Origin of the sequence: Rhodococcus sp. BP-241 (assembly GCF_019836145.1) — a bacterium.
In the GTDB taxonomy this organism is placed as follows: domain Bacteria; phylum Actinomycetota; class Actinomycetes; order Mycobacteriales; family Mycobacteriaceae; genus Rhodococcoides.
Genome location: NZ_JABUEI010000004.1, coordinates 163,560 through 189,570, shown reverse-complemented (window position 1 = coordinate 189,570; position 26,011 = coordinate 163,560). Strand labels below are relative to the sequence as shown.

At 69.4% G+C, this 26,011-nt stretch carries 22 protein-coding genes; 11 read left to right on the top strand and 11 right to left on the bottom strand.

Translation table 11 applies throughout. The features are described 5' to 3' along the window. Nucleotides 1-67: 67 nt before the first annotated feature. Nucleotides 68-1,153 (bottom strand): isochorismate synthase MenF, encoded by a 1,086-nt coding sequence (locus tag HQ308_RS10145; protein WP_222646314.1) that lies wholly within the window; start codon nt 1,151-1,153, stop codon nt 68-70. Next, nucleotides 1,150-1,911, bottom strand: coding sequence for an HAD-IIA family hydrolase (locus tag HQ308_RS10140; RefSeq protein WP_037186095.1), 762 nt, complete (start codon nt 1,909-1,911; stop codon nt 1,150-1,152). Before HQ308_RS10140 ends, HQ308_RS10145 begins: the two co-directional genes overlap by 4 nt. Nucleotides 1,912-2,074: 163 nt before the next feature. On the opposite strand from HQ308_RS10140, the gene HQ308_RS10135 reads away from it, so the two are divergent. From HQ308_RS10135 to HQ308_RS10105, 7 genes are all read left to right on the top strand, one after another. After that, nucleotides 2,075-2,791, top strand: coding sequence for a GNAT family N-acetyltransferase (locus HQ308_RS10135; RefSeq protein WP_231476389.1), 717 nt, complete (start codon nt 2,075-2,077; stop codon nt 2,789-2,791). Continuing rightward, entirely contained in the window at nt 2,791-3,990 is a 1,200-nt protein-coding gene (locus tag HQ308_RS10130; protein ID WP_222646313.1) for a GNAT family N-acetyltransferase, read from the top strand. Before HQ308_RS10135 ends, HQ308_RS10130 begins: the two co-directional genes overlap by 1 nt. Before the next feature lie 97 nt (nt 3,991-4,087). Next, nucleotides 4,088-4,999: an LLM class flavin-dependent oxidoreductase gene (locus HQ308_RS10125; RefSeq protein ID WP_222646312.1), complete on the top strand. Its 912-nt coding sequence runs from the start codon at nt 4,088-4,090 to the stop codon at nt 4,997-4,999. Then, on the top strand, nt 4,996-6,306 hold the full coding sequence (locus HQ308_RS10120; protein ID WP_027506216.1) for an LLM class flavin-dependent oxidoreductase: 1,311 nt from the start codon (nt 4,996-4,998) through the stop codon (nt 6,304-6,306). The genes HQ308_RS10125 and HQ308_RS10120 overlap by 4 nt, the downstream gene beginning before the upstream one ends. Then, nucleotides 6,303-7,430, top strand: a complete 1,128-nt coding sequence (locus tag HQ308_RS10115; protein ID WP_222646311.1) for an LLM class flavin-dependent oxidoreductase — start codon at nt 6,303-6,305, stop codon at nt 7,428-7,430. Before HQ308_RS10120 ends, HQ308_RS10115 begins: the two co-directional genes overlap by 4 nt. After that, nucleotides 7,427-8,221, top strand: coding sequence for a DUF1684 domain-containing protein (locus HQ308_RS10110; protein WP_222646310.1), 795 nt, complete (start codon nt 7,427-7,429; stop codon nt 8,219-8,221). The genes HQ308_RS10115 and HQ308_RS10110 overlap by 4 nt, the downstream gene beginning before the upstream one ends. Continuing rightward, nucleotides 8,218-9,189: a 2-oxoglutarate and iron-dependent oxygenase domain-containing protein gene (locus tag HQ308_RS10105; protein WP_308115738.1), complete on the top strand. Its 972-nt coding sequence runs from the start codon at nt 8,218-8,220 to the stop codon at nt 9,187-9,189. Before HQ308_RS10110 ends, HQ308_RS10105 begins: the two co-directional genes overlap by 4 nt. On the opposite strand, the gene HQ308_RS10100 is transcribed toward HQ308_RS10105, so the two are convergent. Then, entirely contained in the window at nt 9,179-9,949 is a 771-nt protein-coding gene (locus tag HQ308_RS10100; RefSeq protein WP_222646309.1) for a 2-phosphosulfolactate phosphatase, read from the bottom strand. The genes HQ308_RS10105 and HQ308_RS10100 overlap by 11 nt on opposite strands. Continuing rightward, complete coding sequence (locus tag HQ308_RS10095) at nt 9,946-10,605, bottom strand: DUF998 domain-containing protein (RefSeq protein WP_051613446.1); 660 nt, start codon at nt 10,603-10,605, stop codon at nt 9,946-9,948. The genes HQ308_RS10100 and HQ308_RS10095 overlap by 4 nt, the downstream gene beginning before the upstream one ends. 80 nt (nt 10,606-10,685) lie before the next feature. On the opposite strand from HQ308_RS10095, the gene HQ308_RS10090 reads away from it, so the two are divergent. After that, nucleotides 10,686-12,032 (top strand): HNH endonuclease signature motif containing protein, encoded by a 1,347-nt coding sequence (locus HQ308_RS10090; RefSeq protein ID WP_222646308.1) that lies wholly within the window; start codon nt 10,686-10,688, stop codon nt 12,030-12,032. Here the strand turns inward: HQ308_RS10090 and HQ308_RS10085 are convergent. Both HQ308_RS10085 and HQ308_RS10080 read right to left on the bottom strand, forming a co-directional pair. Then, nucleotides 12,014-13,834, bottom strand: coding sequence for an FAD/NAD(P)-binding protein (locus HQ308_RS10085; protein WP_308115737.1), 1,821 nt, complete (start codon nt 13,832-13,834; stop codon nt 12,014-12,016). The two genes, HQ308_RS10090 and HQ308_RS10085, sit on opposite strands and share 19 nt — an antisense overlap. Next, complete coding sequence (locus HQ308_RS10080) at nt 13,831-14,940, bottom strand: LLM class flavin-dependent oxidoreductase (protein WP_222646476.1); 1,110 nt, start codon at nt 14,938-14,940, stop codon at nt 13,831-13,833. The genes HQ308_RS10085 and HQ308_RS10080 overlap by 4 nt, the downstream gene beginning before the upstream one ends. Nucleotides 14,941-15,100: 160 nt before the next feature. Between HQ308_RS10080 and fgd the strand changes: the two genes are divergently transcribed. After that, on the top strand, nt 15,101-16,114 hold the full coding sequence (fgd, locus tag HQ308_RS10075) for a glucose-6-phosphate dehydrogenase (coenzyme-F420) (RefSeq protein ID WP_027506222.1): 1,014 nt from the start codon (nt 15,101-15,103) through the stop codon (nt 16,112-16,114). Here fgd and HQ308_RS10070 read toward each other — a convergent pair. Then, nucleotides 16,074-16,544: a MarR family transcriptional regulator gene (locus HQ308_RS10070; RefSeq protein WP_308115736.1), complete on the bottom strand. Its 471-nt coding sequence runs from the start codon at nt 16,542-16,544 to the stop codon at nt 16,074-16,076. The genes fgd and HQ308_RS10070 overlap by 41 nt on opposite strands. Beyond that, complete coding sequence (locus tag HQ308_RS10065; protein ID WP_222646474.1) at nt 16,537-17,943, bottom strand: DHA2 family efflux MFS transporter permease subunit; 1,407 nt, start codon at nt 17,941-17,943, stop codon at nt 16,537-16,539. Before HQ308_RS10065 ends, HQ308_RS10070 begins: the two co-directional genes overlap by 8 nt. Nucleotides 17,944-18,102: 159 nt before the next feature. Here HQ308_RS10065 and pta point away from each other — a divergent pair, with 159 nt between their 5' ends. Both pta and HQ308_RS10055 read left to right on the top strand, forming a co-directional pair. After that, nucleotides 18,103-20,220: a phosphate acetyltransferase gene (gene pta, locus HQ308_RS10060; RefSeq protein ID WP_027506224.1), complete on the top strand. Its 2,118-nt coding sequence runs from the start codon at nt 18,103-18,105 to the stop codon at nt 20,218-20,220. Continuing rightward, nucleotides 20,217-21,404 carry an acetate kinase gene (locus HQ308_RS10055; RefSeq protein WP_027506225.1) on the top strand — a complete coding sequence of 396 codons (1,188 nt, stop codon included), beginning with the start codon at nt 20,217-20,219 and terminating at the stop codon, nt 21,402-21,404. Before pta ends, HQ308_RS10055 begins: the two co-directional genes overlap by 4 nt. Here the strand turns inward: HQ308_RS10055 and HQ308_RS10050 are convergent, their stop codons facing one another. From HQ308_RS10050 to HQ308_RS10040, 3 genes are read right to left on the bottom strand one after another with little or no spacing between them, the layout of a single operon-like run. Further along, nucleotides 21,405-23,726 carry a serine/threonine-protein kinase gene (locus HQ308_RS10050; RefSeq protein WP_222646306.1) on the bottom strand — a complete coding sequence of 774 codons (2,322 nt, stop codon included), beginning with the start codon at nt 23,724-23,726 and terminating at the stop codon, nt 21,405-21,407. 2 nt (nt 23,727-23,728) lie between these two features. Continuing rightward, on the bottom strand, nt 23,729-24,700 hold the full coding sequence (locus HQ308_RS10045) for a glutamate ABC transporter substrate-binding protein (RefSeq protein ID WP_222646305.1): 972 nt from the start codon (nt 24,698-24,700) through the stop codon (nt 23,729-23,731). Next, nucleotides 24,700-26,010 (bottom strand): hypothetical protein, encoded by a 1,311-nt coding sequence (locus tag HQ308_RS10040; RefSeq protein WP_051613449.1) that lies wholly within the window; start codon nt 26,008-26,010, stop codon nt 24,700-24,702. Before HQ308_RS10040 ends, HQ308_RS10045 begins: the two co-directional genes overlap by 1 nt. Nucleotide 26,011: the final 1 nt, after the last annotated feature.

Genomic DNA, 26,011 nt, shown 5'->3' with positions numbered 1-26,011 from the left:
AGTGCATCAACGGCCGGCTTCGGTGCGCTGAGCCGCGGTATCCGCGGCTCGGCGCACCGGATCGACGTCAGAGGCCGAAGGGCCTGAGCACCGTCGCGAACTTCGCTGTCGTCTCCTCCAGCTCGGCGCTCGCGTCCGAGGCGGCGACGATGCCGCCACCCGCGGTCGCGACCCCGCTGAGGCCGTCGGCGGCGATGTCCAGGCAGCGGATGGCCACCATCCACTCACCGTCGCCCGACGCGTCGCACCACCCCACCATGCCGGCGTAGAAGTCGCGGTTGCGTCCGGACTCCAGCAGATCGATGGTCTGGAGCGCCAGGTCGGTGGGGCTGCCCGCGACCGCGGGTGTCGGGTGCAGTGCGAGCGCGAGATCCAGTGCCGTGGTGGCGGGGTCGGCCAGTGTCGCGGTGATCGGGGTCGCCAGATGCCACACGGCTGGCGTGCTGGTCAGCGTCGGCCCGTCGGGGACGGACACCTCCGAGCACAGTGGCGCCAGGGCCTCGGCGATGGCGTCGACGACGAAGCGGTGCTCGGCCAGGTTCTTGGCGCTGGCGAGCAGGTCGGCGCCCGCCTGCTCGTCCGCCACCGGATCCTGTTGTCGTGCAGCAGTTCCGGCGAACGGTCGGCAGATCACCTGGGTTCCGGTGCGCCGCACGAGGAGTTCCGGGCTCGAGCCCACCAGATGGCGGCCGAAGTACGGACCACCCGCCGCGGTGAGATCGACGGCGAAACCGTTGTGCATCGGATTCGCCTCGATGAGCGTGTCCGCGAACGCCGTCGGGGACAGCGCGGCATCGAACACCAGCGTGATCGACCGCGCGAGAACCACTTTGCGTAGTGCGGATCCGGGATGGTTCAGCACCGTCAGGGCACGCTGCACCCGCGCGACGTGTTTGTCGGGTGGTGGGTTCTGGGAGGCGATCACAGCTCCGGGCAGGGTGCTCTGCTCCGGTGTGCGCGGCTTGTCGCGCCGGTCGAACGTCGACGGTTCGACGAGTGCACACCGCGTGGACGCATCGAACCCGATGGCCCCCACGAGAACCCGCGCCGACCCGTCCTCGAGAGCCTCGCGCGCGTCGTCGATGTGATCGAACGCCTGCCGGGTGCCCGTCGCCTCGACGCTGCGGTCGGGCCGGGAGTAGACGAATCTCATCCGAACGGGTTCGCGGTGTGCCCGATGAGGTCGGCGACCGACTCGATGACACGGGTGGGGCGGAACGGGAACATCTCGACGCTGGCGGGGGTCGAGATACCGGTGAGCACGAGGATGGTCTGGAGACCGGCTTCGAGCCCGGACACGATGTCGGTGTCCATGCGGTCACCGATCATCAGCGTGTTCTCCGAGTGCGCGCCGATGGCCCGCAGAGCGGACCGCATCATCAGCGCGTTCGGCTTGCCCACGTAGTACGGCTCACGTCCGGTCGCGCGCGTGATGAGCGCGGCGACGGATCCGGTGGCGGGCAGCGATCCCTCGCGTGACGGGCCGGTGGCGTCGGGATTGGTGGCGATGAAACGGGCTCCGCGTTCGACCAGCCGAATGGCGGTGGTGATGGCCTCGAAGGAGTACGTGCGGGTCTCGCCGAGCACCACGTAGTCGGGATCGATGTCCGTGATGATGTAGCCGATGTCGTGCAGGGCCGTCGTCAGGCCGGACTCCCCGACCACGTAGGCGGTACCGTTCGGCCGCTGGTTCCCCAGGAAGGTGGCGGTGGCGAGTGCCGACGTCCAGATCGACTCCTCGGGGATCTCGAGGCCGGTCCGTCGCAGGCGTGCCTGCAGGTCGCGACGGGTGCGGATCGAGTTGTTCGTCAGGACGATGAACGGGGTGTTCGTGTCCTGGAGTTCCTTCAGGAAGCGGTCCGCTCCGGGGACAAGGTGCTCCTCGTGCACCAGGACACCGTCCATGTCCATCAGGTACGTCCACGGGGGTGTCCCCGTCGTGGACGGAGCATCGTCAGGTCGCACGGCGTCGTCAGGACTCACTCTGTCGGGGCTCACGACACCATTCTGCCCCTCCGGAATCGTCGCGAGTACAACGCGCCGCGGCGTCGGAGCCGACCCTTACAGTGGCCTGGTGCAGTGCGACGACCGAGTTCCGGTGATCCCGACCCTCCCCGACGCGCATCCGCTGGACGATCCCATCCGATCGTCCCTCGTCGGCGCCCACTCCCGGTTCGCCGAATGGCGGGGCCGGATCGCGCGTTACCACCCCGAGGTGGCCGGGTTCTTCGGTCACCCCGAGGACATGACGGCGGAGGACTGGGCGGATCTCGGCGCCCTGCTCCCGGTGGGTGAGCAGGCTGCACTGCGGGGCGACGGCATCACCCCGCCCGCCGGGTGGCGTGTTCTCGACCGCATCGGGCTGCTGCAGTTCGACGGATCCGCGCTGGTGGTCGAGCCGGAACCGGCCGCGCAGGTGCTCACCGCCGACGACGTGCCGGAGATGCTCGATCTCGTGCACCGCACCCGGCCGGGACCGTTCCGCTCGCGGACCGTCGAGATGGGCACGTACCTGGGCGTCCGGGACGGGTCGCGGCTCGTCGCCATGGCCGGGGAGCGCATGCATCCCGACGGCTGGACCGAGATCAGCGCCGTGTGCACCGACCCCGAGTACCGAGGGCAGGGCCTGGCGACCCGCCTCATCCGCGCTGTCGGGTACGGCATCCGGGAGCGGGGCGAGATGCCGTTCCTGCACACGAGTGTGACCAACACCCGCGCCGTCGCGCTCTACGACACCCTCGGATTCGTACTCCGCCGACAGACCACCCTGACGATCGCCGAGGTCGCCTGATGGTCGACATCCGCATTCTCGAGTCGCGGTCGGATCTGCTGGAATCGCAGCGCGTCTTCCGTGCCGCGATGGTGGGACTGCCCACGCAGCAGGTCACCGAGGACGAGATCGCGAGTCTGCGCGAGCCCGGTCGGACCTACGGCGCCTTCGACGGCGATCGACTCGTCGGGACCACCGATTCGGCCCGCGGAACCCTGACGCTGCCGGGCGGTGCTCGGGTTTCCCACCTGGCCGTCACCCACGTCGGGGTGTTGCCGACCCACACCCGCCGCGGTGTGGTGTCCGCTCTGCTGCGACGCCAGCTGCGGGACGCGCGCGATGCCGGGGACGTCGTCGCCTCGCTCCGTGCGTCTGAGGCTGTCATCTACGGCCGCTACGGCTACGGCGTCGCCACCTCGTCCGTGTCCGCCGAGGTCGTCACCGCGCGTGCGTCGGTGCGGGACGAGGCCGTGTCCAGCGGCACCGTCCGCCTCGTCGACGACGGGGACGTGTTCGACGTGCAGGCCGGCATCGTCGCGTCGCACCCGTCGAGTCGACCGGGCACCATCACCCGACTGCCCGTCTGGTGGAACGCGTCGAGGCTGCGCGGGCGGACCGACACCGATCCGGTGTGGAACGCGGTGCACTCCACCGGCGGGGTCGACGATGGATACGTCCGGTACCGCCCGCGCGACCCGCGGACGTGGTGGTCCGGGAACGACCGCCGGGTGGTCGTCGAGGACCTCCATGCGCCCGACGACGCGGTGTTCGCCGACCTGGTCCGCTTCCTCCTGCGACTCGACCTCGTCGACCGCATCACGTTTCCCGCACTGCCCGTCGACACCGTGCTGCCACTGCTGATGCACGATCGCCGATCCGTACGGCTCGATCGCACCGAGGACGAGACCTGGCTGCGCATCCTCGACGTGTCCGCGGCACTGTCCGCGCGCACGTACGGGCCCGGGGACGCTGTGACCATCGCCGTGCAGGACCCGGACCTGCCGGAGAACGCCGGGACCTACGCCGTCGCACCGGACGGCGTGCGGGTGGTCGACGCGGCGCCGGATCTGACGGTGCACGTCCGAGATCTGGCGTCGGTGCTGCTCGGCGGGACGTCGTGGTCCGCTCTGGTGACCGCGGGCCTGGCGCAGGGCGACCCCGCGGCGGCCGATGCTCTGTTCCGGACCGCGTCGGCGCCCTTCGCCGGCGTCGGTTTCTGACGCACATTCCCCTCCGATCTCTGCGATTCCAACCCGTGTGCCGGGTGCGGATCCCTCCTAACCTCGGGTGTCCGGGGGCGATACGAGGGAGCGCACGATGACCAGGACGGTGACACTCGGCTTCGACGTCGGGGTCGGTTCGGCCGACGGACGAGCCGTGGCCGCCACGGTGACCGCGGCCGAGAACGCAGGATTCGGCTACGTCACGTTCGACGACGGCGATCTGGCGACGGGTGGTGTCGACGCCGTCACGCGCGCGGCCTTCGTCGCCGCGACCACCAGCACGGTGGGCCTCGTCGCCACCGCCAGCACCACCTACTCGGAGCCGTTCCACCTGTCGTCGCAGCTCGCGTCGTTGGACTACGCGTCCCGCGGCCGGGCGGGTTGGGTGGCATCCCGGTCGCTGGCACCCGACGTCGCGGCAGCATGGGGTCGCGAAGTCGTCTCGGCCGATACCGATCTGGTTCGTGAACAGCGTGATTCGGTGACCGTGGCGCGTGGACTGTGGGACTCGTGGGAGGACGACGCGGTGATCCGCGACTTCCCGACGGGCCGGTTCCTGAACCAGCAGAAGCTGCACTACGTCGACTTCGCCGGGGAGAAGTACTCGGTGAAGGGCCCCGCGATCGTGCCTCGCCCGCCGCAGGGTCAGGTGGTGGTGTTCGGCCGGTTCGGCGAGATCGACACCGACCTGCTCGACGTCGTCCTGGTGGAGAACGAAGCGGACGCGCGCGCGGTGACCGGGGCGCACGTCGTTCTCGACGTCGAGGCCCCCGGAAGCCCGACGGCCGCAGCGGCTCTCGTCGAGCGCATTGCTGCCCTCGACGACGCGATCGGCGGGATCAGGTTGCGTCCTGACCTGATCGACGACGATCTCCGCGTCGCCGCACGCTACGTCCTTCCTCAACTGTTCGAGCGGGACCTGGCCCATCGGCCGGTCCCGGCCACGACGCTGCGTTCCACTCTGGGCCTGGCCCGCCCGGTCAACCGATTCGAGGCTGCGCGATGACCGCTCTCTTCCGTCCCGACGCCACCGTCCACCTGGGTGTCTTCTTCCAGGGCGTCAACCACACGACGATCTGGTCGGACCCGGCCAGTGGCTCGCAGATCGACTTCGAGACGTTCCGTCGGCTGATCACGACCGCCGAGCGCGGACTGTTCGACGCCTTCTTCCTCGGTGAGGGGCTCCGACTGCGCGAGCAGGGCGGCAAGATCCTCGACCTGGACATCGCCGGTCGTCCCGACGCCATCACACAGTTGGCGGCGCTGGCCGGCATCACCACGAACATCGGACTGGTGGCCACCCAGAACACCACCTACAACGAACCGGTGGACCTCGCGCGTCGACTGTCGGGACTGGACGTGCTGTCCGGTGGTCGCGCCGGCTGGAACGTCGTGACGACGGACAACGCGTGGACGGGCGAGAATTTCCGACGCGGTGGCTACCTCGACCACGCGGACCGCTACGTGCGCGCCGGAGAGTTCCTCGACGCCGCCAGAGCCCTGTGGAACGCAGGAGGCACGCCCGACTCCGTGCGCATCCAGTCCTCGCAGTTCGACATCGCCTCTGCTGCACCGATTCCCCGCAGTCCTCAGGACCACCCGGTGATCTTCCAGGCGGGAGATTCCAGCACCGGTCGCGACTTCGCCGCCCAGCACGCCGACGTGATCTTCTCCGCGCACGGCACCCACTTCGACGACGCACTCGACTTCGCGAACGACATCCGCGCGCGACTCGTGGCCCGAGGGAGACCGGACGACGACATCAAGATCCTGCCCGGCACCCAGATCGTCCTCGCGGACCACGAGCGGGACGTGGACGAGAAGGTGCGCTGGGTCAAGGAGGGTCAGTTCACCGGCCCGACGACGCTGTCGATCGCCGGCCAGGTGTGGGGGCGCGATCTGTCCGATCGTGATCCCGACGGACCACTCCCCACCGAGGACCCGATCGTCAGTGGTGTCGTCGGCGCTCGCGGGTCGGCGTTCAACGGCATCGACGTGGATGCGCGTGTACGAGAGTGGCGGTCGCTCGCCGAGGCGAAGAACTTGTCGCTGCGGCAGGTCGTCATCGAGACGTCGGCGCGTACCGGATTCGCGGGTACGCCGAGCCAGGTCGCGGACGAGCTCACCCGGTGGGTCCGCGGAGGGGCGAGCGACGGCTTCAACATCACGCCGTACCTCGTGCCGAGCGGGCTCGACGACATCGTCGACAAGCTGGTTCCCGAACTGCAGGAACGTGGTTCGTACCCGGCCGCCTACGAGGGGTCGACCTTGCGGGAGCACCTCGGGCTGCGTCGACCCCGCATCGGCGAGTGAGATTCCACTGGTTCCTCCCCACCGGGGGTGACGACGAGAGGCTCGGTGCGCGCTCGCACGGAGTCGCCATCGGCGGTGGGGGCGCCTCGGCAGCGGGTGCGGGACATCGGGACGCGACACTCGACTACCTGACCGAATTGGCCGTGACCGTCGAGGAACTCGGTTTCGAGGCAGTGCTCACTCCGACGGGCGGACACTGCGAGGACGCGTGGTTGGTCACCGCGGCGCTGATCCCGGCGACCACTCGTCTGAAGTTCCTGGTGGCTTTCCGGCCGGGCCAGGTCTCGCCCGTGACGTCGGCGCAGATGGTCAGTACATTCCATCGACTGTCCGGTGGCCGAGTGCTCCTCAACGTGGTGGTCGGGGGCGACGACGTCGAGCAGCGGTCCTACGGCGACCGTCTGGCGAAGGAGGGCCGCTACGCGCGGGCGGGTGAGTTCCTCGGCATCGCGCGCGCCGTCTCCGACGGCCGGCCGGTGCGGCCGTCCGGCGACCACTACGCTGTGGACCGACCGAACGGCGGCGGTTTCGGCGGGCATCCTCCGGTGCCGCTTCCCGACGTCTATCTCGGCGGATCATCGGACGCTGCACTGGATGTCGCCGCCGAGCATGCCGACGTCTTTCTCACGTGGGGCGAGTCTCCCGAGGCGGTGGCCGAGAAGATTTCCCACGTGCGGGAGCGGGCGGCTGCCCGCGGCCGCACCCTGCGTTTCGGACTGCGGATGCACGTGATCACCCGCGAGCGCGCGAAAGATGCGTGGGCTCGAGCCGAGGACCTGATCGCCGATGTCGACGACGCGACCGTCCGGACCCGACAGGCGCAACTGGGCGCCGTGGGATCGGAAGGCCAGCGACGCATGCTGGCGTTGCACGGCGGTGATCGTCGGAACCTGGTGGTGGGCCCCAACCTGTGGGCGGGCATCGGTCTCGTCCGCGGCGGCGCCGGCACCGCGCTGGTCGGCAGCCACGACGAGGTGGTGGCCCGCATCGAGGAGTATCGCGAGGCAGGTGTCGACGAGATCATCCTGTCGGGGTACCCCCATCTCGAGGAGGCACGTCACGTCGGCGACGGTGTCCTCGGCAGAATCGCATCGTCACCGTCCGAGAAGGAGTACGCATCATGACAACATCCGTCACCACGTTCGAGAAGGACTGGGCTGCATGGCATTCCGATCGCGAGGAGTACTTCCGCGATCCGTTGGGCTGGGTCGCGCTCACAGGTCTGTACTGGTTGACCGAGACCGACGCGGCCGTGGGAGATCTGCCCGGTGTGTGGCGCGCCGACGACGACACTCTGCACGTCACCGCGAGCACGGGCGACGGGTTGTCGGTCGACGGGGTGGTCGTGGACGGGACTGTCGCTCTGCACCCCGTCGAGGGGGCTCCCGGCCTCCTCGTGGCCGCCGGTGAGCGGCGCGTCGAGGTGATTCGCCGTACCGGCTCGGTGGCCCTGCGCGTGCACGACCCCGCGGCCCCCACCTTGGCGTCGTTCGGCGGGATCCCCACCTTCGCACCCGACGAGAAGTGGCGCGTGAGTGGCACGTTCACGCCGTATGACTCCGAGCGCACGGTCACCACCGCGGCCGTCGTCGAGGGTCTGGAGCACCACCACGCCGGGCTGGGCGTCATCGACTTCACGCTCGGGAACGCACCGCAACAGTTCGTCGCATTCCGAGGGAAGGCGGGCGGCTTCCACATCCTCTTCACCGACGAGACCAGCGGCGTGAGCACCTACCCCGCGTGCCGGTCCCTCGCGGTCGGCGATGCGGACGCCGACGGCCTGGTGACACTGGACTTCAACCGCGCGTCCAACCTGCCGTGCGCCCTCACCGACTACGCGACGTGCCCGGTGGCGCCTCCCGAGAACCGGCTGACCGTCGCGGTGGAGGCCGGCGAGAAGCTTCCGATCAGGTGACAGCGCTGCCCGTTCTCGACATGTCGACCGCGGATGTCGACGGGTTTCGTTCGGCATTGCGCGAGGCCACCCACGACCACGGCTTCTTCCACCTGACCGGTCATGGTGTCGACCCCGAGCTCGTGTCGACGGTCCTGTCGCTGGCGCGCACCTTCTTCGCGCTGCCGGCAGACGCCAAAGACGATATCAGTCAACTGAACTCGCCCCAGTTCCGCGGCTACAGTCGGCTCGGCGGCGAGCTGACCAACGGCGCCGTCGATTGGCGAGAGCAGATCGACATCGGTCCGGAGCGCGAGGTGATTCCCGCGGCGCAGGGATACTGGAACCTGCAGGGCCCCAACCAGTGGCCGTCCGCGCTACCCGAACTGCGTCCCGCGTTCGAGGCCTGGGACGCCGCCCTGTCGGACGTCGGGCTGCGGCTGCTCCGACACTGGGCAGTCTCCCTCGGCGCGGCCGAGGACACATTCGATGCCGCCTTCGCCGAGCTCCCCGCGACGTTGATCAAGGTGGTGCGGTATCCCGGCAGCACCGAGAACCCGCAGGGGGTGGGCGCGCACAAGGACTCGGGGGTGCTGACGTTGCTTCTCGTGGAGCCGGAGTCGACCGGCTTGCAGGTGGAGCTGCGCGGCGGCGAGTGGATCGACGTACCGCCCGTGGCCGGCGCGTTCATCGTCAACGTCGGGGAACTGCTCGAGGTCGCGACGGGTGGGTACCTGCGTGCCACTCGGCATCGCGTCCTCGCGCCGACGCCTGGCACGGACCGGGTGTCCGTTCCCTACTTCCTCAGCCCCGCACTGGATGCGCGCGTGCCGCTCATCGACCTTCCACCCGAGTTGGCGGCGCGGTCCCGGGGCGTCGACACTGATCCGGACAACCACCTCTTCCGGACCTACGGCGAGAACGCGTGGAAATCGCGTACCCGTGCACACCCGGACGTGGCCGAGAAGCACCACGGGATCAGGCGCTGAGGCCGCCGCTCGCAGCATCGACGAAGATCCCCTGACGGAGAATCGGAACGCCGGCGCTCTCCCCGACCTCCGCTGCCACCGCGACATCGCCGTCGAATCCGAGGGCGATCAGCTCGCGACCGGAACTGCAGTCACGCAGTGCCGTCGACGGATCATCGGCCACCGCCGTCCAGGCTGCCTGCGCCGCGTCGGCCTCGGGAGACGGGTCGAGAAGACGCCCGACGGCGGCGAGTGCCGCGACGACTGCACCCGCTCCCCAGAAGTCCTCGATCGCGGGGCGTAGCGATCCGTCCGGCCATCTCTCGCCCGCAGCGATGATCGCCACGGAGTCGTCCGGTCCCGCGGTGCGCGCGATCCAGTGCGCGATCGCCGTCGCCGTGCGCAGGGACGCCGCTGCCAGGACGGGTGTCGCCGCCAGCGCCTCGGCGATGGTCGATCCGTTGGGTGACGGAAGAACGAGCCGGGCGGGCACGTCGCGCGCGGACCGGATCGATCCGGGGGACAATGTGATGCGGCCCGGAGCCGATTGCGAGCGGCGGAACGCCACGGACGCGTCGTGACGTCGGGCGACCTCCTCGGTGTCGGCGCCCGCGTGCGGGACGACGCCGATCCCTCGGTCGAGAGCGACACTCACCGTGGTGGTGAACGACAGGACGTCCACGATCACGGCGATGTCGGCGTCCGACGCGATCGCCTCGGCTCCGCGCAGGCCCCAGTCCACCCGGGTGCGATGTCGCCGCTGACGGTGCTCGGGGTTCACGGCTGCTCGGCCAGCTCGGTGCCCCGCAGCTCGTAGGACTTCAGTGTCCAGTACGCGCCGAAGGTGATCACTGCGACCGCTTCCACCACCAGTACCGCGAGCGCGCCCTGGCGGAGGACGAGCACCAGGGCGAGCGCCGACGCCGGAGCGACGACGACCACGACCGCCACGACTCGATAGGCCCTGCGGTAACGGCGGATTCGCCGTTCGGAGTCCCGGGACGGATCCAGGGTGTCGTCCGCGCACCGCCAGACCGACACCGCGAAGCTGACGAAGAAGGCCACGGCGGCGACGGCGTGGACCGTCATACGCAGGCCGAAGTCGCTCTGCCCCGGTGGATCCGTGGGCACGAGCGCGACGACGACGAGGAAGGCGCCGGCCGCGTTCAGCAGTCTGTTCTCGAGCGGCCCGTGACCGCGGTAGCAGATCAACGCGATACCGGTCCCGGAGAGCACTCCGACGAACACGTCGCGGGCCGGGCTGTAGTAGTACTCGCTCATCGATCCGAGCACGGGAAGGTCGGGATCGAGCAGCGACCAGGCGACGAGCAGGAGAGGCAACCCGACGGCCATGATCGCCATCGCCGCGCGCAACGCGAAATACGTGCCGACGATGTGCTCGGCGAGCGGGTCGGACCAGGCGCGGAGCGGGCTCATGGGCTCGACTCTACGGCGCGCGGAGGGTGTCGGACCCTCGAGTTACCTTCTGCAGGAATCGAGGATCCGGGGGGAGATCGATGAACGACACGGTAGAGCTGCACCCACCGTCGGTGGACGAGATACGGCTGTTCACAGCGCGTTTGGGGCTGGTGGAGGACGGCGGGTCGGCGCGGGAAGGAATCGATGCCGTGACGGCCATCGAAGCCCTGAAGTGCGTGGGCGCGGCGACGCAGGCGGTAGTGACCGCCGGGGTGGCGGCGAGCGTCCGAGCCGATAGGCGTGATCGCGGGCTGCCGAGGAAGCAGTGGGATCTCGGGATCGCGTCACAGGTGGGTCTGGCACGTCGCGAGTCACACCGGCGTGGTGGCACATACCTCGGACTCGCACGGGCACTGGTGCACGAGATGCCGTACACCCTGCAGTCGATGCGCGAAGGCCGCCTGAGCGAGTACCGCGCGATGCTGCTGGTGCGGGAGACGGCGCACCTCACCGTGGCGGACCGGCGGGAGGTCGATCGCCGGTTGTGCGCCGACGCCTCGACGTTGGAAGGGAAGGGCGACAAGCAGGTGGTCGCGCTCGCGGTGGCCGCGGCGGTCGAGCTCGATGCCGCGGCCGTGGTGCGGAGGAACGCGCGTGCGGCTGCGCAGCGCCGCGTGAGCGTGCGTCCGGCTCCGGATTTCATGGGATACGCGACGGCGCTGCTGCCGATGGACAAGGCGGTGTGCGTGTACGCCACGTTGCGCCGAGACGCGGACGCGCTCGTCGCAGCCGGCCGTGCCGAGGGTCGAACGCGTGATCAGGTGATGGCGGACCTGTTGTTCGAGCGCGTGACCGGGGGAGATGCAGCGGCGGGTCCCCCGGTGGCGGTGCAGCTGGTCATGTCCGACGAGTCGTTGCTCGCCGGCGGTGACGAGGCCGCGCACGTTCCCGGCTACGGCATGGTTCCCGCCGAAGTGGCCCGCCGTGCGGTGGCCGACCGCATCGACGGCGGGAGTGTCGGTGCGACCCTGCGGCGGCTCTACGCCGTCCCGTCGACGGGACAGCTCACGGCGATGGACTCGACGGCGCGTGTGTTCCCGGCGGGACTCGGTCACTACATCGACGTCCGCGACCGGGCGTGCCGCACACCGTGGTGCGATGCGCCGATCCGACACCACGACCACATACGCCCCTTCAGGTTCGGTGGCCCGACGACGGCGGAGAACGGCATGGGACTGTGCGCCGCCTGCAATTACGCGAAGGACGCGGAGGGGTGGGAGGCCCAGCGGGTCGTCGAGCACGTCGACGGCGGCCACATCGTCAGATTCCGGACGCCGACGGGCCACACCTACGACTCGGCTCCGCCGGCAGTACCGTTGCCGCTTCCCACCACGATGGTGGAGACGCAGCTGTACGAGCTGCTCGTTCAGCGTCGAGCCGGGTGAGACACGGCACGGTGGCCGGCCACGAGATCCGCGGCGATCGCGTCGTTGTGCCGGAAGAAGCCGGCGTCGATGCCGGGCCGGGCGAAGGCGCCGGACCAGGCGTGGCCCGCCACCCACATTCCCACCGCGTACCGATGGGGGTGCGCCGTGCCCGATGCGTCGATCACGCGGGACGAGCCGTCGACGGCCAGTTTGGCCGGACTCGTCGGAGACGCACTCACCTCGCGGACCTCACCGCGCTCGTGCAGCGATCGCAGCAGGGCGTCGGCGCTGCGCGAGATGGACGCGCTGGGCAGTCGGGCTTCGATGAGCGTCCTCGCTCGCACCACGTCGTGGTGCACGTGCGAGGTCGCCCGGAAGCCGTCACCGTCCGCCTCGAACCGCACCTCGGGGCCGAGGTAGCGAATGACTCCGGCGCGGCCGAGTGCGAGCAGCTGCTCCAGGCGCTCGGGCGGGGGACCGCTCGCGAGGAAGCTGAAGAAGGAATGCAGCTGTCCCTCCACCTGCGACGCGACGTCGTCCGGGCGCAGTCGCTCTGTCCGAACGAGCTCTCCCACAGTCCGATACACCGACAGCAGGGCCGAGAACACGGCGGCGTCCGCGCTGAAGCGGGGGTCGCGCCGTCGTGCCAGGTCTGCCTCGATGTAGCGGTGCACCTGCTCTGCGGCATCGGCCGCTGAGTCGAATCGGGCGTGCCGCAGCGGTCGGTCGAGCGTGTCGATGTCGAAGTGGTCCTCGGGATCGGGGACCATTCGTTCGACCAGTTCACCGACTGCACGGGCGCCGTCACGGCCCAGGGCGGCCTCGAGTTCGATGAACGGCCCGCGGACACGGTCGGGGTGGGAGCGGAACAGCTCGTGATAGTGCGCCCACGCAAGTTCCGCGACCGCGAGAGGCCAGACCGCCGTACGGAAGTCGAGCGTCTCCGTCCCGGGAAAAGCCTCGGGTACGAAGAACCTCGGGAGAGGCGGTGCCGCATCGGCGATGGAGTACGAGATCTTGGCGTGGTACGGAACCCCGCGTCGAGATCCGGCGTACACCAGGGGTTCCCGGCCGGAGGCCGTGTACACCAGGGTGCCGTCACCGGAGCGCGAGAAGGTGCCGCCGCGTGACTCCGCGAGCAGCACCATCCAGTCCACGAAGGCGAGACCGAGGCCCGAGATCAGGACGGGTTCGGCCTCGGGAACCAGCGCCGGATCGAGGTCGGCTGTGTATCCCGGCCCGATGTACCGGAGACCGTGGGTCTCGGCATGGGCGGTGAATGCCTGGACGTCCGCCGGCGGCAGAGTGTCGGGTTGGCCCTGCGCCAGAACGACATCGGTCACCTCGAGCACGATGCCGTCGTCGAGGATCAGGCGCTGGTGGGCACCCCGATCCTCGATGTCGACGACGCAGGCCCGGTGCACGTGCACTCGAACACGATCCGGCCGCGCCTTCACCGCGCTCTCGAAGACGTGAGCGAGATAGTGGGACTGCAGCGACCGGGACGCGAACGACGACGGGGTGAAACGGAGAATCTCCTCCCGCAGAGCCGGATCCGTGACGAGGGTGTCCCGGTTCGCCGTCACCCACTCCGCGAGGGTGGGACCGCCCGACCCGTCGGGCAGCATGGCCACGTCCGCCGCGACGGAGTTCATCCAGAGCAGGGGGTCCTGGTTCCGTCGCCAGATCCGCCCTGCACCCGGCGGGTGGGGGTCGACGACATGGACGTCGATCGGTTCGGTCAGCTCGTCGGCCCGGCCGACGATCCGCTCGAGGATGCCGGTCGCGCGGGGTCCTCCGCCCACGAACGCGATGATCACGAGTACGGTCCCGCCGTGAAGCCCGCAGCGCGCCGGGAATCGTCCTCGCCCCACAGCAGTGGTTCGGGAAGTTCCTTGCGCACTCGCGGCACCACCTCCTCGGCGAACTGGCGGAGGATGTCCTTCTGGTGCTCCGGTTCGAGCAGGTGGTTGATCGACACCGACTGCAGGACATGCCCGTATGCGTGGTGGTAGTCCACGATCTTCTCGGCGACGCGCTCCGACGACCCGACGAGCGCGGGACCGCGATCCACGGCCTCCTCGATCGAGCGGAAGCTCGTCACCTTGCCCACCGCCCCGGGATCGTGCCGACGCTGGTCGGCCTGTGCCACCGCACCCTCGTAGAGCGGGCGGTACTGCTCGACGGCCTGATCGGTCGTCTCCGCGAGGAACAGCCCTCCCGAGCCGGACCCGACGAAGGCGAACCGGGGATCGTGCCCGGCCTCGGCGTACTTCTCCCGGTAGCGGTCGACGAGGACGGCGTAGTTCTCCCGCGGCTGGAATGCGTTGGCCGTGACGAGGGGGTCACCCCACCGGGCCGCGAGGTCGACGGCGTGTGTCGACGTCGCCGACCCGTGCCAGACGCGGAAGGGACCGGCGAACGGCCGCGGCAGAGTGGTGGCGTTCTCGAGCGGAGTCCGGTGCTGCCCGGACCACGTGACGTTCTCCTCGCGGATCAGTCGACGGAACAACTCGTAGTTCTCGGTCAGGTACTCGTACTGGCGCGCGATGTCCTTCCCGAACAATGGGTACTGCCACGCCTCGTTGCCCTTGCCGACGACGATCTCGAGCCGCCCCTGGCTCAGCTGGTCGACGGTCGCGAGGTCCTCCGCGAGACGCACGGGGTCGAGTACCGAGAGCACCGTGACGCCGGTCGACAGCAGAATCCGGTTCGTGGCCTGTGCCAGCGCGCCGAGGATCACCGTGGGGCTCGACGACAGGACGTCCCCGGCGTGACGCTCGCCGACCGCGAAGGAGTCGATTCCCAGCTGGTCCGCGAGCACGGCGAGGTCGACCACTCGGTCGAGCCGCTCGGCAGCGGGTACCACCTCCCCGGTGACGGGGTGGGGCGGATTGAAGACGATGTCCAGGACCTGAAAGCGCACCACAGCCTCCTCGCGCTCGTGCAACCTCCCACGGTGCCGGGCCGCCCGCCTCGGTGACAGGGTTGCGCGCACTGCGATTCGAAGGCCTCGGGCGGATCGGAGGCCCCGACTGATAGACATGACGGTGACCGGGGTTCGGCGGTAGACGAGGGAGTTCGGCGTGGCACAGGAACTGAAGCTGGGATACAAGGCGTCGGCCGAGCAGTTCGGTCCACGTGAGCTCGTCGAGATCGCGGTGCAGGCGGAGGCGTCGGGCATGGACTCGGCGACCGTGAGCGACCACTTCCAGCCCTGGCGCCACGAGGGCGGCCACGCACCGTTCTCGCTGGCGTGGATGACTGCGGTCGGTGAGCGCACGAAGACTCTGCAGCTGGGCACGTCGGTGATGACCCCGACGTTCCGCTACAACCCGGCCGTCATCGCGCAGGCCTTCGCGACGATGGCGTGCCTGTACCCGAACCGGATCATGCTCGGAGTGGGTACGGGTGAGGCTCTGAACGAGATCGCCACCGGATTCGACGGTGAGTGGCCGGAGTTCAAGGAGCGGTTCGCGCGTCTGCGCGAGGCTGTGTCGCTGATGCGCGAGCTGTGGCTGGGCGATCGCGTCGACTTCGAGGGCGAGTACTACAAGACCAAGGGCGCCTCGATCTACGACGTTCCCGAGGGTGGGGTCCCGGTGTACGTGGCGGCCGGCGGTCCCGTGGTCGCGCGCTACGCCGGACGCAGCGGCGACGGCTTCATCTGTACGTCCGGCAAGGGTATGGAGCTCTACACCGACAAGTTGATCCCCGCGGTGGCGGAAGGTGCGGAGAAGATGAACCGGTCCGTGGGCGACATCGACCACATGATCGAGATCAAGATCTCGTACGACACCGATGCTGATGCGGCGCTGGAGAACACGCGCTTCTGGGCGCCGCTGTCACTGACGCCGGAGCAGAAGCACTCCATCGACGATCCGATCGAGATGGAGAAGGCCGCGGACGAGCTGCCGATCGAGCAGGTGGCGAAGCGGTGGATCGTCGCCTCCGATCCGGACGAGGCGGTGGAGAAGGTCAAGCCGTACGTCGATGCAGGCCTGAACCACCTTGTCTTTCACGCGCCGGGTCACGATCAGCGTCGGTTCCTGGAGTTGTTCAAGACCGATCTGGAGCCCCGTCTGCGCCGACTGGGCTGACGACGCCGGAGGACACCGCGCCCGACAGGATCCGGTGCAGCACCGCGGCGTCCTCGTCGCCGAGGTCGGCGAGCGAGTCGGGTACCGGGTCGGTGATCGTGTGCACGCGGTCCATAAGGGCGCGGCCGTCGTCGGTGATCGTGACGCGCTTGCTGCGACGATCGCTGTCGTCGACGGTGCGGCGGACGTAGCCGCGAGACTCGAGTTCGTTGACGCACACCGTGGTCGCCGGTGCGTCCATCGTCGCCGCGGTGGCCACCGCGCTCATCGTCAGCGGTCCGTCGACCAGGCGCCGTAGCACCCGCACCCGGCTGAACGGCATGTCGACCTCGGCCGCCACCCGTCGGCGCCAGGTGTCGCGGTTCTCGAAGACCAGCGAGGTCATCGCGGCCCAGGCCTCGTCTATCGGTCGGCTCCGGCGGTCAGGCACGGGCGGGCTCCGGTGTGCGGAACAGTGCGGCCACGTCGTCCGCGGTCCGCGTGGCCCGTCTGCTGGCGCTGACCAGCCCGAGGCCCGCGACGATCACACCGATGGCGGCCAGAGCCCACCAGACCGTGTGTGTGGAGGCGGCGAACCCCGCGTCGATGCCGGACGCGGCGCCCGCGGTGGTGAGGCTCCCGCACAGCGCGACGCCGATGCTGACACCGATCTGGCGGCTGGTCGATGCGACCGCCGACGCCGCACCCGCGCGATCGCGGGGCATCCCGCCGACGGCCGCGTTGGTGATGGGGGCGTTGACCAGCCCGAAGCCGACCCCGAAGATCGCGAACATGACCAGCAGTGCGCTGACGTGGGTGGTGGCGGAGAGGCGGGTGAGGGTCAGGCCGGCGACGGCGATGACCACACCGGCGATGGTCATCGAGGGGCGGGCACCCCACCGCGCCACCATCCGCCCGGACAGCGGCGAGCAGATCAGCGAGGCGAGTGCGAGCGGAAGGAAGGACGCTCCCGTGCCGATCGCGCTGAAGCCGCGCACCTCCTGCAGGTACAGAGACATGAGGAACAGGAACGCTCCGTATCCGCCGAAGGCGCACACGGCCACGATCGTCGCCGACGAGAACGGGATGCTGCGGAAGAAGCGCAGATCGATGAACGGATCGACGCGCCTGTTCTCGTAGCGGACGAACGCGACGAACGAGCCGGCGGACAGGGCGAACACCGCGAGGGTGATGGGCGACGACCATCCGAGCGAGGGACCCTCGATGAGGCCGAACACCAGGGAGGCCAGCATGACGACACCGAGCAGCTGACCGACCGGATCGAACGCGCGCACGACGGGCGACCGCGACTCGGGGACGAACACGGCGGCGAGAACGAACGCTGCGAGGCAGACCGGGATGTTGATCCAGAAGACGGACCGCCACCCGGAGATCTCGATCAACAGTCCGCCGAGCATGGGACCGAGGGCCATGGAGATGCCGACCACGGCGCCCCACATACCGATCGCCCGGGCACGCTCGGCCTTCCCGGTGAAGACCTGCGTGATGATCGACATGGCGACGGGGTTGAGCATCGACCCACCGATCGCCTGGATCATGCGCGCGAGGATGAGGACCGGGGCGGTGGGGGCGAGGCTGCAGAGCAGCGAGCCGACGGCGAAGCTGACGAGTCCGATCTGGAAGACACGGCGCCGCCCCACACGGTCCGCGGTGGTGCCGGACAGCAGCAGCAGACTGGCGAGCACCAGTGTGTAGACGTCGATGGTCCACTGGAGCTGGGACACGGATGCGCCGAGTTCGGTGCGGACGGCGGGCAGCGCGACGTTCACGATGGTGGCGTCCATCGACACGATGAGCAGGCTGAGGCAGCACGTGGCCAGCACGATCATCTTGTGACGCTGGTCGAGACCGCCTGACGCGACAGTTGTGGGCACACAAGTATTATGCTTGCGTAGGCTAAGAAAGTGCGGAGTTGTTCCCGGGATCACAGCCCGACCGCGGGACATCGTCTCGGACGACCGCGGCGGCGCGCCCATTAGGCTGAGACCATGGTCGCCGCGCCCGCAGACACGCCCAGTTCGCCCGTCTCCAGCATCTACATCGCGTCGCCCGAGGGGGACACCGGCAAGTCGACCATCGCGTTGGGGCTGCTGCGCATGCTCGGTGCCTCGACGGCTCGGGTCGGTGTGTTCCGGCCGATCGCTCGGTCGTCGTCCGAGACCGACTACATCCTCGAGCTCATGATCGACCACACCACCGCGGACACCACGTACGAGCAGTCGCTCGGCGTCACCTACGACGAGGTGCACGCGGATCCCGACGCCGCGCTCGCCGAGATCGTGCGCCGCTACCACGACGTCGCGTCCCAGTGCGATGCCGTGGTGATCGTGGGCAGCGACTACACCGACATCGCCAGTCCCAGCGAGCTGGGATTCAACGCGCGCGTCGCCGTGAACCTGGGCGCCCCGGTGCTCCTCGCGCTGCGTGGCTCCGAACGCACGCCCGAGGAGATCGCCCACCTCGCCGACGTGTGTCGATCGGAACTGTCGACGCACCGCGCCCATCTGGCCGGCATCGTCGCCAACCGGTGCGATCCCGACGCGTTGGACGACGTCATCGCGCAGCTCTCGACCGAGGACGTGCCGGCGTGGGCTCTGCCCGAGGTACCGCTGCTGGTCGCACCGACCATGGACGAACTGCTGCACGCGATGAAGGGCGAGCTCTACAGCGGCGACGCCGAACTGCTGCAACGGGAGGCCCTGCGCGTGATGGTCGGCGGCATGACGGCCGAGCACATTCTCGAGCGACTCACCGAGGGAGTCGTCGTCATCGCTCCGGCCGACCGCTCCGACGTCGTGCTCGCGCTCGTCAACGCCCACGAGGCCGAGGGGTTTCCGTCGCTCGCCGGCATCGTCATGAACGGCGGACTGACACCGCATCCCATGATCGCCAAGCTCATCGAGGGTCTGCAGCCCCGACTACCGATCCTCACCACCGAACTCGGAACCTTCGACACCGCGAGTGTGGCCGCGTCCACTCGCGGGCGGGTGGCCGTCGGATCGCAACGCAAGGTCGACACGGCGCTGGCGCTCATGGAGCGCCACGTCGACGCCGCCGAGATCCTGGGCCGCCTCGACGTCGCGATGCCGTCGGTGGTGACGCCGCAGATGTTCGAGTACCAGCTCATCGACCGGGCCCGCGCCGACCGCAAGCACATCGTGTTGCCCGAGGGGTCGGACGACCGGATCCTGCGCGCGGCCGGACGACTGCTGCAACGGCAGGTCGCGGATCTGACCATCCTCGGCGACGAGGCGGCGATCACGCGCAGGGCCGGGGAACTGGGGGTGGACCTGTCCGAGGCCACCGTGCTGGATCCGACGAACTCGGAGTACACGGACGACTTCGTCGCGGAGTACGTCGAGCTGCGCAAGCACAAGGGCATGACCGAGGACAAGGCCCGCGACATCATGTCCGACATCTCGTACTTCGGAACCATGATGGTGCACAAGGGTATTGCCGACGGTATGGTCTCGGGCGCCGCGCACACCACGGCGCACACCATCAAGCCGTCCTTCGAGATCATCAAGACCATGGACGGGGTCTCGACGGTCTCGAGCATCTTCCTGATGTGTCTCGCGGACAAGGTGCTCGCCTACGGCGACTGCGCCGTGGTTCCCGATCCCACGTCGGAGCAGCTCGCCGACATCGCCGTCTCGTCCGCGGCCACCGCGTCGATGTTCGGCATCGAGCCGCGGGTGGCGATGCTGAGCTACTCCACCGGCGATTCCGGATCGGGTGCCGACGTGGACAAGGTCCGGACGGCGACCGACCTCGTCCGCGACCGGGCGCCGGATCTGCTGGTGGAGGGGCCGATCCAGTACGACGCGGCCATCGACCCGTCGGTGGCGAAGTCCAAGCTGCCCGACTCCGAGGTGGCGGGCCGGGCGACCGTGTTCGTCTTCCCCGACCTCAACACCGGCAACAACACGTACAAGGCGGTGCAGCGCAGCGCCAACGCCGTGGCGGTGGGACCGGTCCTGCAGGGACTGCGCAAGCCCGTCAACGATCTCAGTCGAGGAGCCCTGGTGCAGGACATCGTGAACACCGTGGCGATCACCGCCATCCAGGCCCAGTCCGGTACCGACGGTCTGGAGGTCGCGAAGTGAGCACGGTGCTGGTCGTCAACTCGGGATCGTCGTCGGTGAAGTTCCAGGTGGTGGACCCCGACTCGGGACACAGCGTCCTGCAGGGCATCGTCGAGCGCATCGGGGACGCCGACGGGCGCGTGGCCGTCACCCGCGGCGACGACACGACGGAGAAGACGACCGATATCCCCGATCACGTCACGGGCCTCCGGCTGGCGTTCGAGATGATGGCCGACGCGGGACTGCCCCTGGCGGAGGCGGGCATCACGGCAGTGGGGCATCGAGTGGTGCACGGCGGCACCGTCTTCAGCGAGCCCACCCTCATCGACGACTCGGTCGTGGCCACCATCGACGAGCTCAGTGCGCTGGCGCCCCTGCACAATCCGGCCAACCTGCGTGGGATCGAGGTGGCGCGCCGGGAGCTGCCCGACGTGCCGCAGGTCGCCGTGTTCGACACGGCGTTCTTCCACACCCTCCCCGCCGCCGCCTCGACGTACGCCATCGATGCGGCCACCGCCGCCGAACACGACATCAAGCGGTACGGGATGCACGGCACGTCCCACGAGTACGTGAGTGGCCGCGTGGCAGAGCATCTGGGACGGTCGCCGTCGGACGTGAACCAGATCGTGCTGCACCTCGGCAACGGCGCCTCGGCATCGGCCGTGCGCGGCGGCGTCGCGGTGGACACGTCCATGGGCCTCACCCCGCTCGAGGGGCTCGTGATGGGAACCCGCAGCGGCGACATCGATCCCGGCATCGTGATGCACCTGCGGCGCAGTGCCGACATGGATGTCGATGCCATCGACGAACTGCTCAACCGCCGCTCCGGTATCAAGGGACTGAGTGGTGTCACCGACTTCCGTGAGCTCCGGCGCCTCATCGACGACGGTGACGAGGCCGCGGCCCTGGCCTTCGACGTGTACGTCCATCGCCTGCGGCGCTACCTCGGCGCGTACATGATCGAGCTGGGCCACGTGGACGTCGTCACGTTCACCGCCGGCGTGGGCGAGAATTCGGCCGAGGTGCGCGCAGCGGCCCTGGCGGACCTCGAGATGTACGGGATCGAACTGGACGAGGAGCGCAATGCCGAGCGCGGCAAGGGAATCCGGGTCATCTCGACGGACGATTCCCCGGTGACGGTCCTCGTGGTGCCCACCAACGAGGAGTTGGCCATCGCCCGCGCCGCGGTGGCCCTGATCGGCTGATCAGAAGAGGGACTTGGGCCGCACCGCGTTGGCCAGGTCCACCAGGGCGAAGCGGTGCGACCGGGTCCGCGCGGTCCGGGCGAGGGATCGCAGGGCGGTCTCGGCGCCCGTCCGGAGGCCGTCCCGCGTGAAGGGCACGCCGAGCAGCGGCACCGTGGACTCGGGCGTGTGCCCGGATTCCATCCATTCGAGCGCGGTGCCCAGGACGACCGTCCGCAGTTGCAGCGCACGGGGTTCGCGCGCCGGCAGCGCCTCGACGCGCCGCGCCGCCTCGTAGAGCGCACCCTCGTCCATGTCGGCCGCGGAGCCGGAGAGCAGTGTGAGTACGCCGGTCATCCGTGCCATCGAGTAGTGCCGTGACGTGGCGGGCACCAGATCGAGAGTCATGATGGCGTCGAGCAGCGCACCCCGTTCCGCGAGTCTGCGGGCGAGACCGAACGCGGCGCTGACGATGGTGCGATCGGTCCGCCACACCGTGGTGTACATCGTCTCGGCCAGGGCGCACCACGTGTCGTGGCCGTCGTCGGAGGTCTGCTGCGCCAACAGTTCCGCCGTCGCCGCGAGCGCGAGCTTGGGTGCGACCTCGCCGGGCATCGCGGAGAGCACCGAGTCGAACTTGTCGGCGGCGTCGACGAAGTTACGGCACAGCAGCGCGATGGTGCCGCGGTGCCAGTCGACACGCCAGTTGCCCGTCACGTCGTCCAGCCTGCGCATCACCTCCGCGGCCGAATCTCCCTCGCCCAGATCGAGATACGCGCGGGCCTCGGTCAGCACCGCTTCCACGGACCCGATGGAGTCGTCGCCCACGGTGCGATCGAGGCCGTTCTCGCGAGCGAGGCGCAGCGAGTCGAGCGTCTGGTGCGGTTCGCTGTGCACGGCCGCGGCGATGAGCTGCGCGCTCGGGTCCGACGTGTCGATCAGGGGAACCGGAAGCGCGGCCACCACGTCGCGCGGATCCAGCCTGGCCACGCGGTGCCGTCCGTCGATGTACACGTCGGTGACGGCGACCTGCTCGTCGGTGCCGAAGGTGGTGCGCTGCGGGCTGAACACCGACGAGAGCGACGGGTGGCTGTCACCCGTCTGCTGCGAGAGGATCTCGCGCAGAACACCACTGAGCTGACTCGCCGCCTCGTCGGCGCTGCGGAACCGGGTGAGCGGGTCGGCGGCCGTCGCGCGTCGGAGAAGCCGGGCGAAGAACTGGTACTCCTGCAGGACGGGCGCGTCCTCCGGGATGCCGTCCACGTACCGCCCGTGCTCCGAGGCGATCTCGAGCGTCAGGACCGCGAGAGTGCGCCCCACGGTGAAGATGTCGGACGCCACCGTGGGTCCGGTCCGCACGATCTCCGGTGCCTGGTATCCGGCCGTGCCGTAGAGGTACCCGTAGTCCTCGAGCTGGCTCACCGCGCCCAGGTCGATCAGCTTGATCTGGTCCTGCGTCACCATGACGTTCTCGGGTTTCAGATCGTTGTACGCCAGACCGATGGAGTGCAGGTAGGCCAGCGCGGGCATCACCTCGAGGAGGTAGGCGATGGCTTCCTGCACAGGCAGTTTCGTGCGCGCCGGGTTGTCGGTCATGATCTGGCGCAGCGTGCGACCGCCGACGTACTCCATGACGATGTACCCCGTCGACGACGGCACCTCCTGCGAACCGGGCGCGAGGGGGCGGGGGTGCTCCACGAAGTTGTAGATCTTGACGATGCCGGGGTGGGTCACCTCGGCGAGGAACTGGCGTTCCGCCATCGCCACCGCGTGTGCCTCGGCGTTGCCGAAGTGCAGCAGGCCCTTGAGCACGACCCAGCGATCGCTGACGTTGCGATCGATGGCGAGGTAGATCCACCCGAGTCCGCCGTGCGCGATACACCCTTGCACCTCGTACTGCCCGGCCACCATCTCACCGGGTTCGAGTAGCGGGGAGAAGTCGAAATGCGTTCCGCACCTGTCGCAGTCACCTGACGGGTGGGCGGGCCGGCCGTCGACGCTCCGCCCGACGGGGGCGTTGCACTTCCAGCAGAACCGCTTGCTCTCCGGGACGCGGGGGTCCGACATGACAGCGGTCGCGGGATCGACCTCGGGAATGCGCGGCAGTTCCACCAGCCCACCACCGAGGCGACGACGCTTTCCGGTTCGTACGCGGCGGCTCGGCCGGGAGGTGCGCCCGGTGGTGTCCTCGCGCAGCGCGGCCCGCGTGGCGTCGTCCTCCTCGGGGCGCACCGAGGCCCTCGTCGCGTCGGAGTCCTGCTCGCGCAGGGCGGCGCGGGTGGCGTCGGGATCCTCGTCGCGCAACGAGGCCCGGGTCGCCTCGAGATCGGGTTCGGTACTCATGATCAGCCGTTGTAGACGGGAAAGGGCGCGCCGGGAGACGGGCCGAGGACGGACAACCACTGGGTGTAGATGCGGTTCCAGGTGCCGTCGCCGCGAATGCGTTCGAGCGTCCTGTTGACGACGCGCACGAGGTCGTCGTGACCCAGCGTCACGCCGATCCCGTACGGCTCCGCGGCGATGGAGAACCCGACGATCTCCAGGTACGGATCCTGGGCGGCGAGTCCGGCGAGGATCGCGTCGTCGGTGCTGACGGCGTCGACACCGCCCTGCTGCAGCACCACGAGACAGTCCGCCCAGCTGGGCACGCTGACGATCTGGGCACTGGGCTGCAGACGCTGGATGCGCAGCAACGACGTGGTGCCCGCCGCGGCGCACACGCGCCGACCGCCGAGGTCACCGACACCCGTGATGCCCGAGCCCTTGACGGCCAGGACTCGTTGATCCGCCTGGTAGTACACGGTGGAGAAGGTCACCCGTTCGCGCCGGGCACACGTGATGGTCATGGTCTTGACGACGATGTCGACCTCGCCCTCGGCCAGGGCGTCGATCCGCTCGGCGGACGCGAGGATGCGGTACTCCAGCCGGTCCGGGTCCCCGAACAGATCGCGGGCGACCTCGCGGGCGATGTCGACGTCGAAGCCGACGATCTCACCGCTCACGGGATCGCGGAAGCTGAACAGATTGCTGCCGGTGTCCAGCCCGACGACGAGGCGCCCGCGGGCACGGATCGCGTCGACGTTCGGAGCGGGCACGGGTGCGCCGTCGGGAGCCGCGTAGTTGGGCCGCAGGCTCGCGCGGGGGTCGCCGCAGTCCTCTGCCGGTGGCATCGGTGCGCCCGGGGTGACGCCGGTGGCCCCGTCGGGCAGCGGTTCGGCGACGGTGGCGCGGTCCGGCGCCTCCGGCACCGGCGTGGTGTCCGCGCAGCCGGTCAGGACGAGGAGGAGCGCGGCGGCGATCACGGCCGCGCGGCGCATCACAGGTACTCCCGGATACGCGACCACATACCGCCCACGACGGCGAGCACGGCCAGGCCGCACACGATGCCGGTGCCCACGGTGAGGCCGGCCAGCACGCCCGACGCACGCTGGACGTCGTCCCGCAGGGACGCGCGGGACGCCTCGATCTCCTCGACGAGAGCCGAGTCGAGCCGACCGAACACGTCGCTGGAGTCGCCGGCAGCCGTTCCGGTGGCGATGGTGACGGCAGTGTCGAAGTCGCCGACGTCCAGCGACGCGTTCATCCGGTCGTGCGAGCTGGTCCAGAGCGACACCAGCGCACGGGCGTCGTCCATCCGGGGACTGTGCGTGTCGTCGTCGTGCGCGAGTGTGCCGAGGGTGTCGGCGAGGCCGGACACCGCGTCGGAGTACGACTTCTCGTAGTCGGCGAAGCCGCCGCGCCGCGTCATGCCGATGGTCTCGTCGGCGCGTGCCTGCTGGGCGAGGATCCGGCTGGTGGTGAGCAGGTCCAGGGGCTCCGCGCCGCGCACCAGAGCGCGGTCGGTGGCGGTCGAGGAGATGAGCCCGGCGACGAGCATCCAGCCGAGCAGCAGTACGACGCCCACCGTGGCACCCGCGAAACCGACGTTGACGGTGCGCTTGGTCTTCCGGCTCAGGAACATCTGCGCGCCGACGAGCACGAGCACGGTGATGCCCAGCACGACGAACGCCGACCAGGGCGGTGTCGCGAACTGGCGCTGCGCATCCGACACGTCACCGGACTTCTCCGCGTGCAGTTCCTCGGCCCACGGCAGGATCGTGTTCTGCATGAGGGTCGACGCCTCGGCCAGATACGCGGAACCCACCGGATTGCCGACGCGGTTGTTCGTCCGCGCGGTCTCGATGATGCCGGCGTACAGCGGCAGGTTCGTGGAGATCGTCGCCAGCAGTTGCCGCGACGTCGCGTCGTCGCTCGCGAGTCCGGTGGACGCGCGGACCACCTCGCCCGCCGCCGCTCCGAGCGAGTCCGTGTACCGACCACGGACGTCACCGGGTTCCAGACCGCCCGAGAGGAAGGCCGTCGCCGCCGTCGCGTCCGCGACCGACAGCTGCACGTACAGGTTCTGCGCCGCATCGGACAGCGGCTCGGTGCGCGCGAGCAGAAGTTCGAGGGTGCGCTGGCGGTCCGACACCGACAGCGTCGTCACGAGAGCGGTGGTCACGAGCGTCGCGACCACCAGTAGACCCACCGCCAACAGCCGGACGGGAGTGGAACGGAGGAACTCCGACCGTTCGGAGCGGGTGTCGACGGGCGCGCGCAGAGTCAGCGCACTCGTCTGCTGTGACACC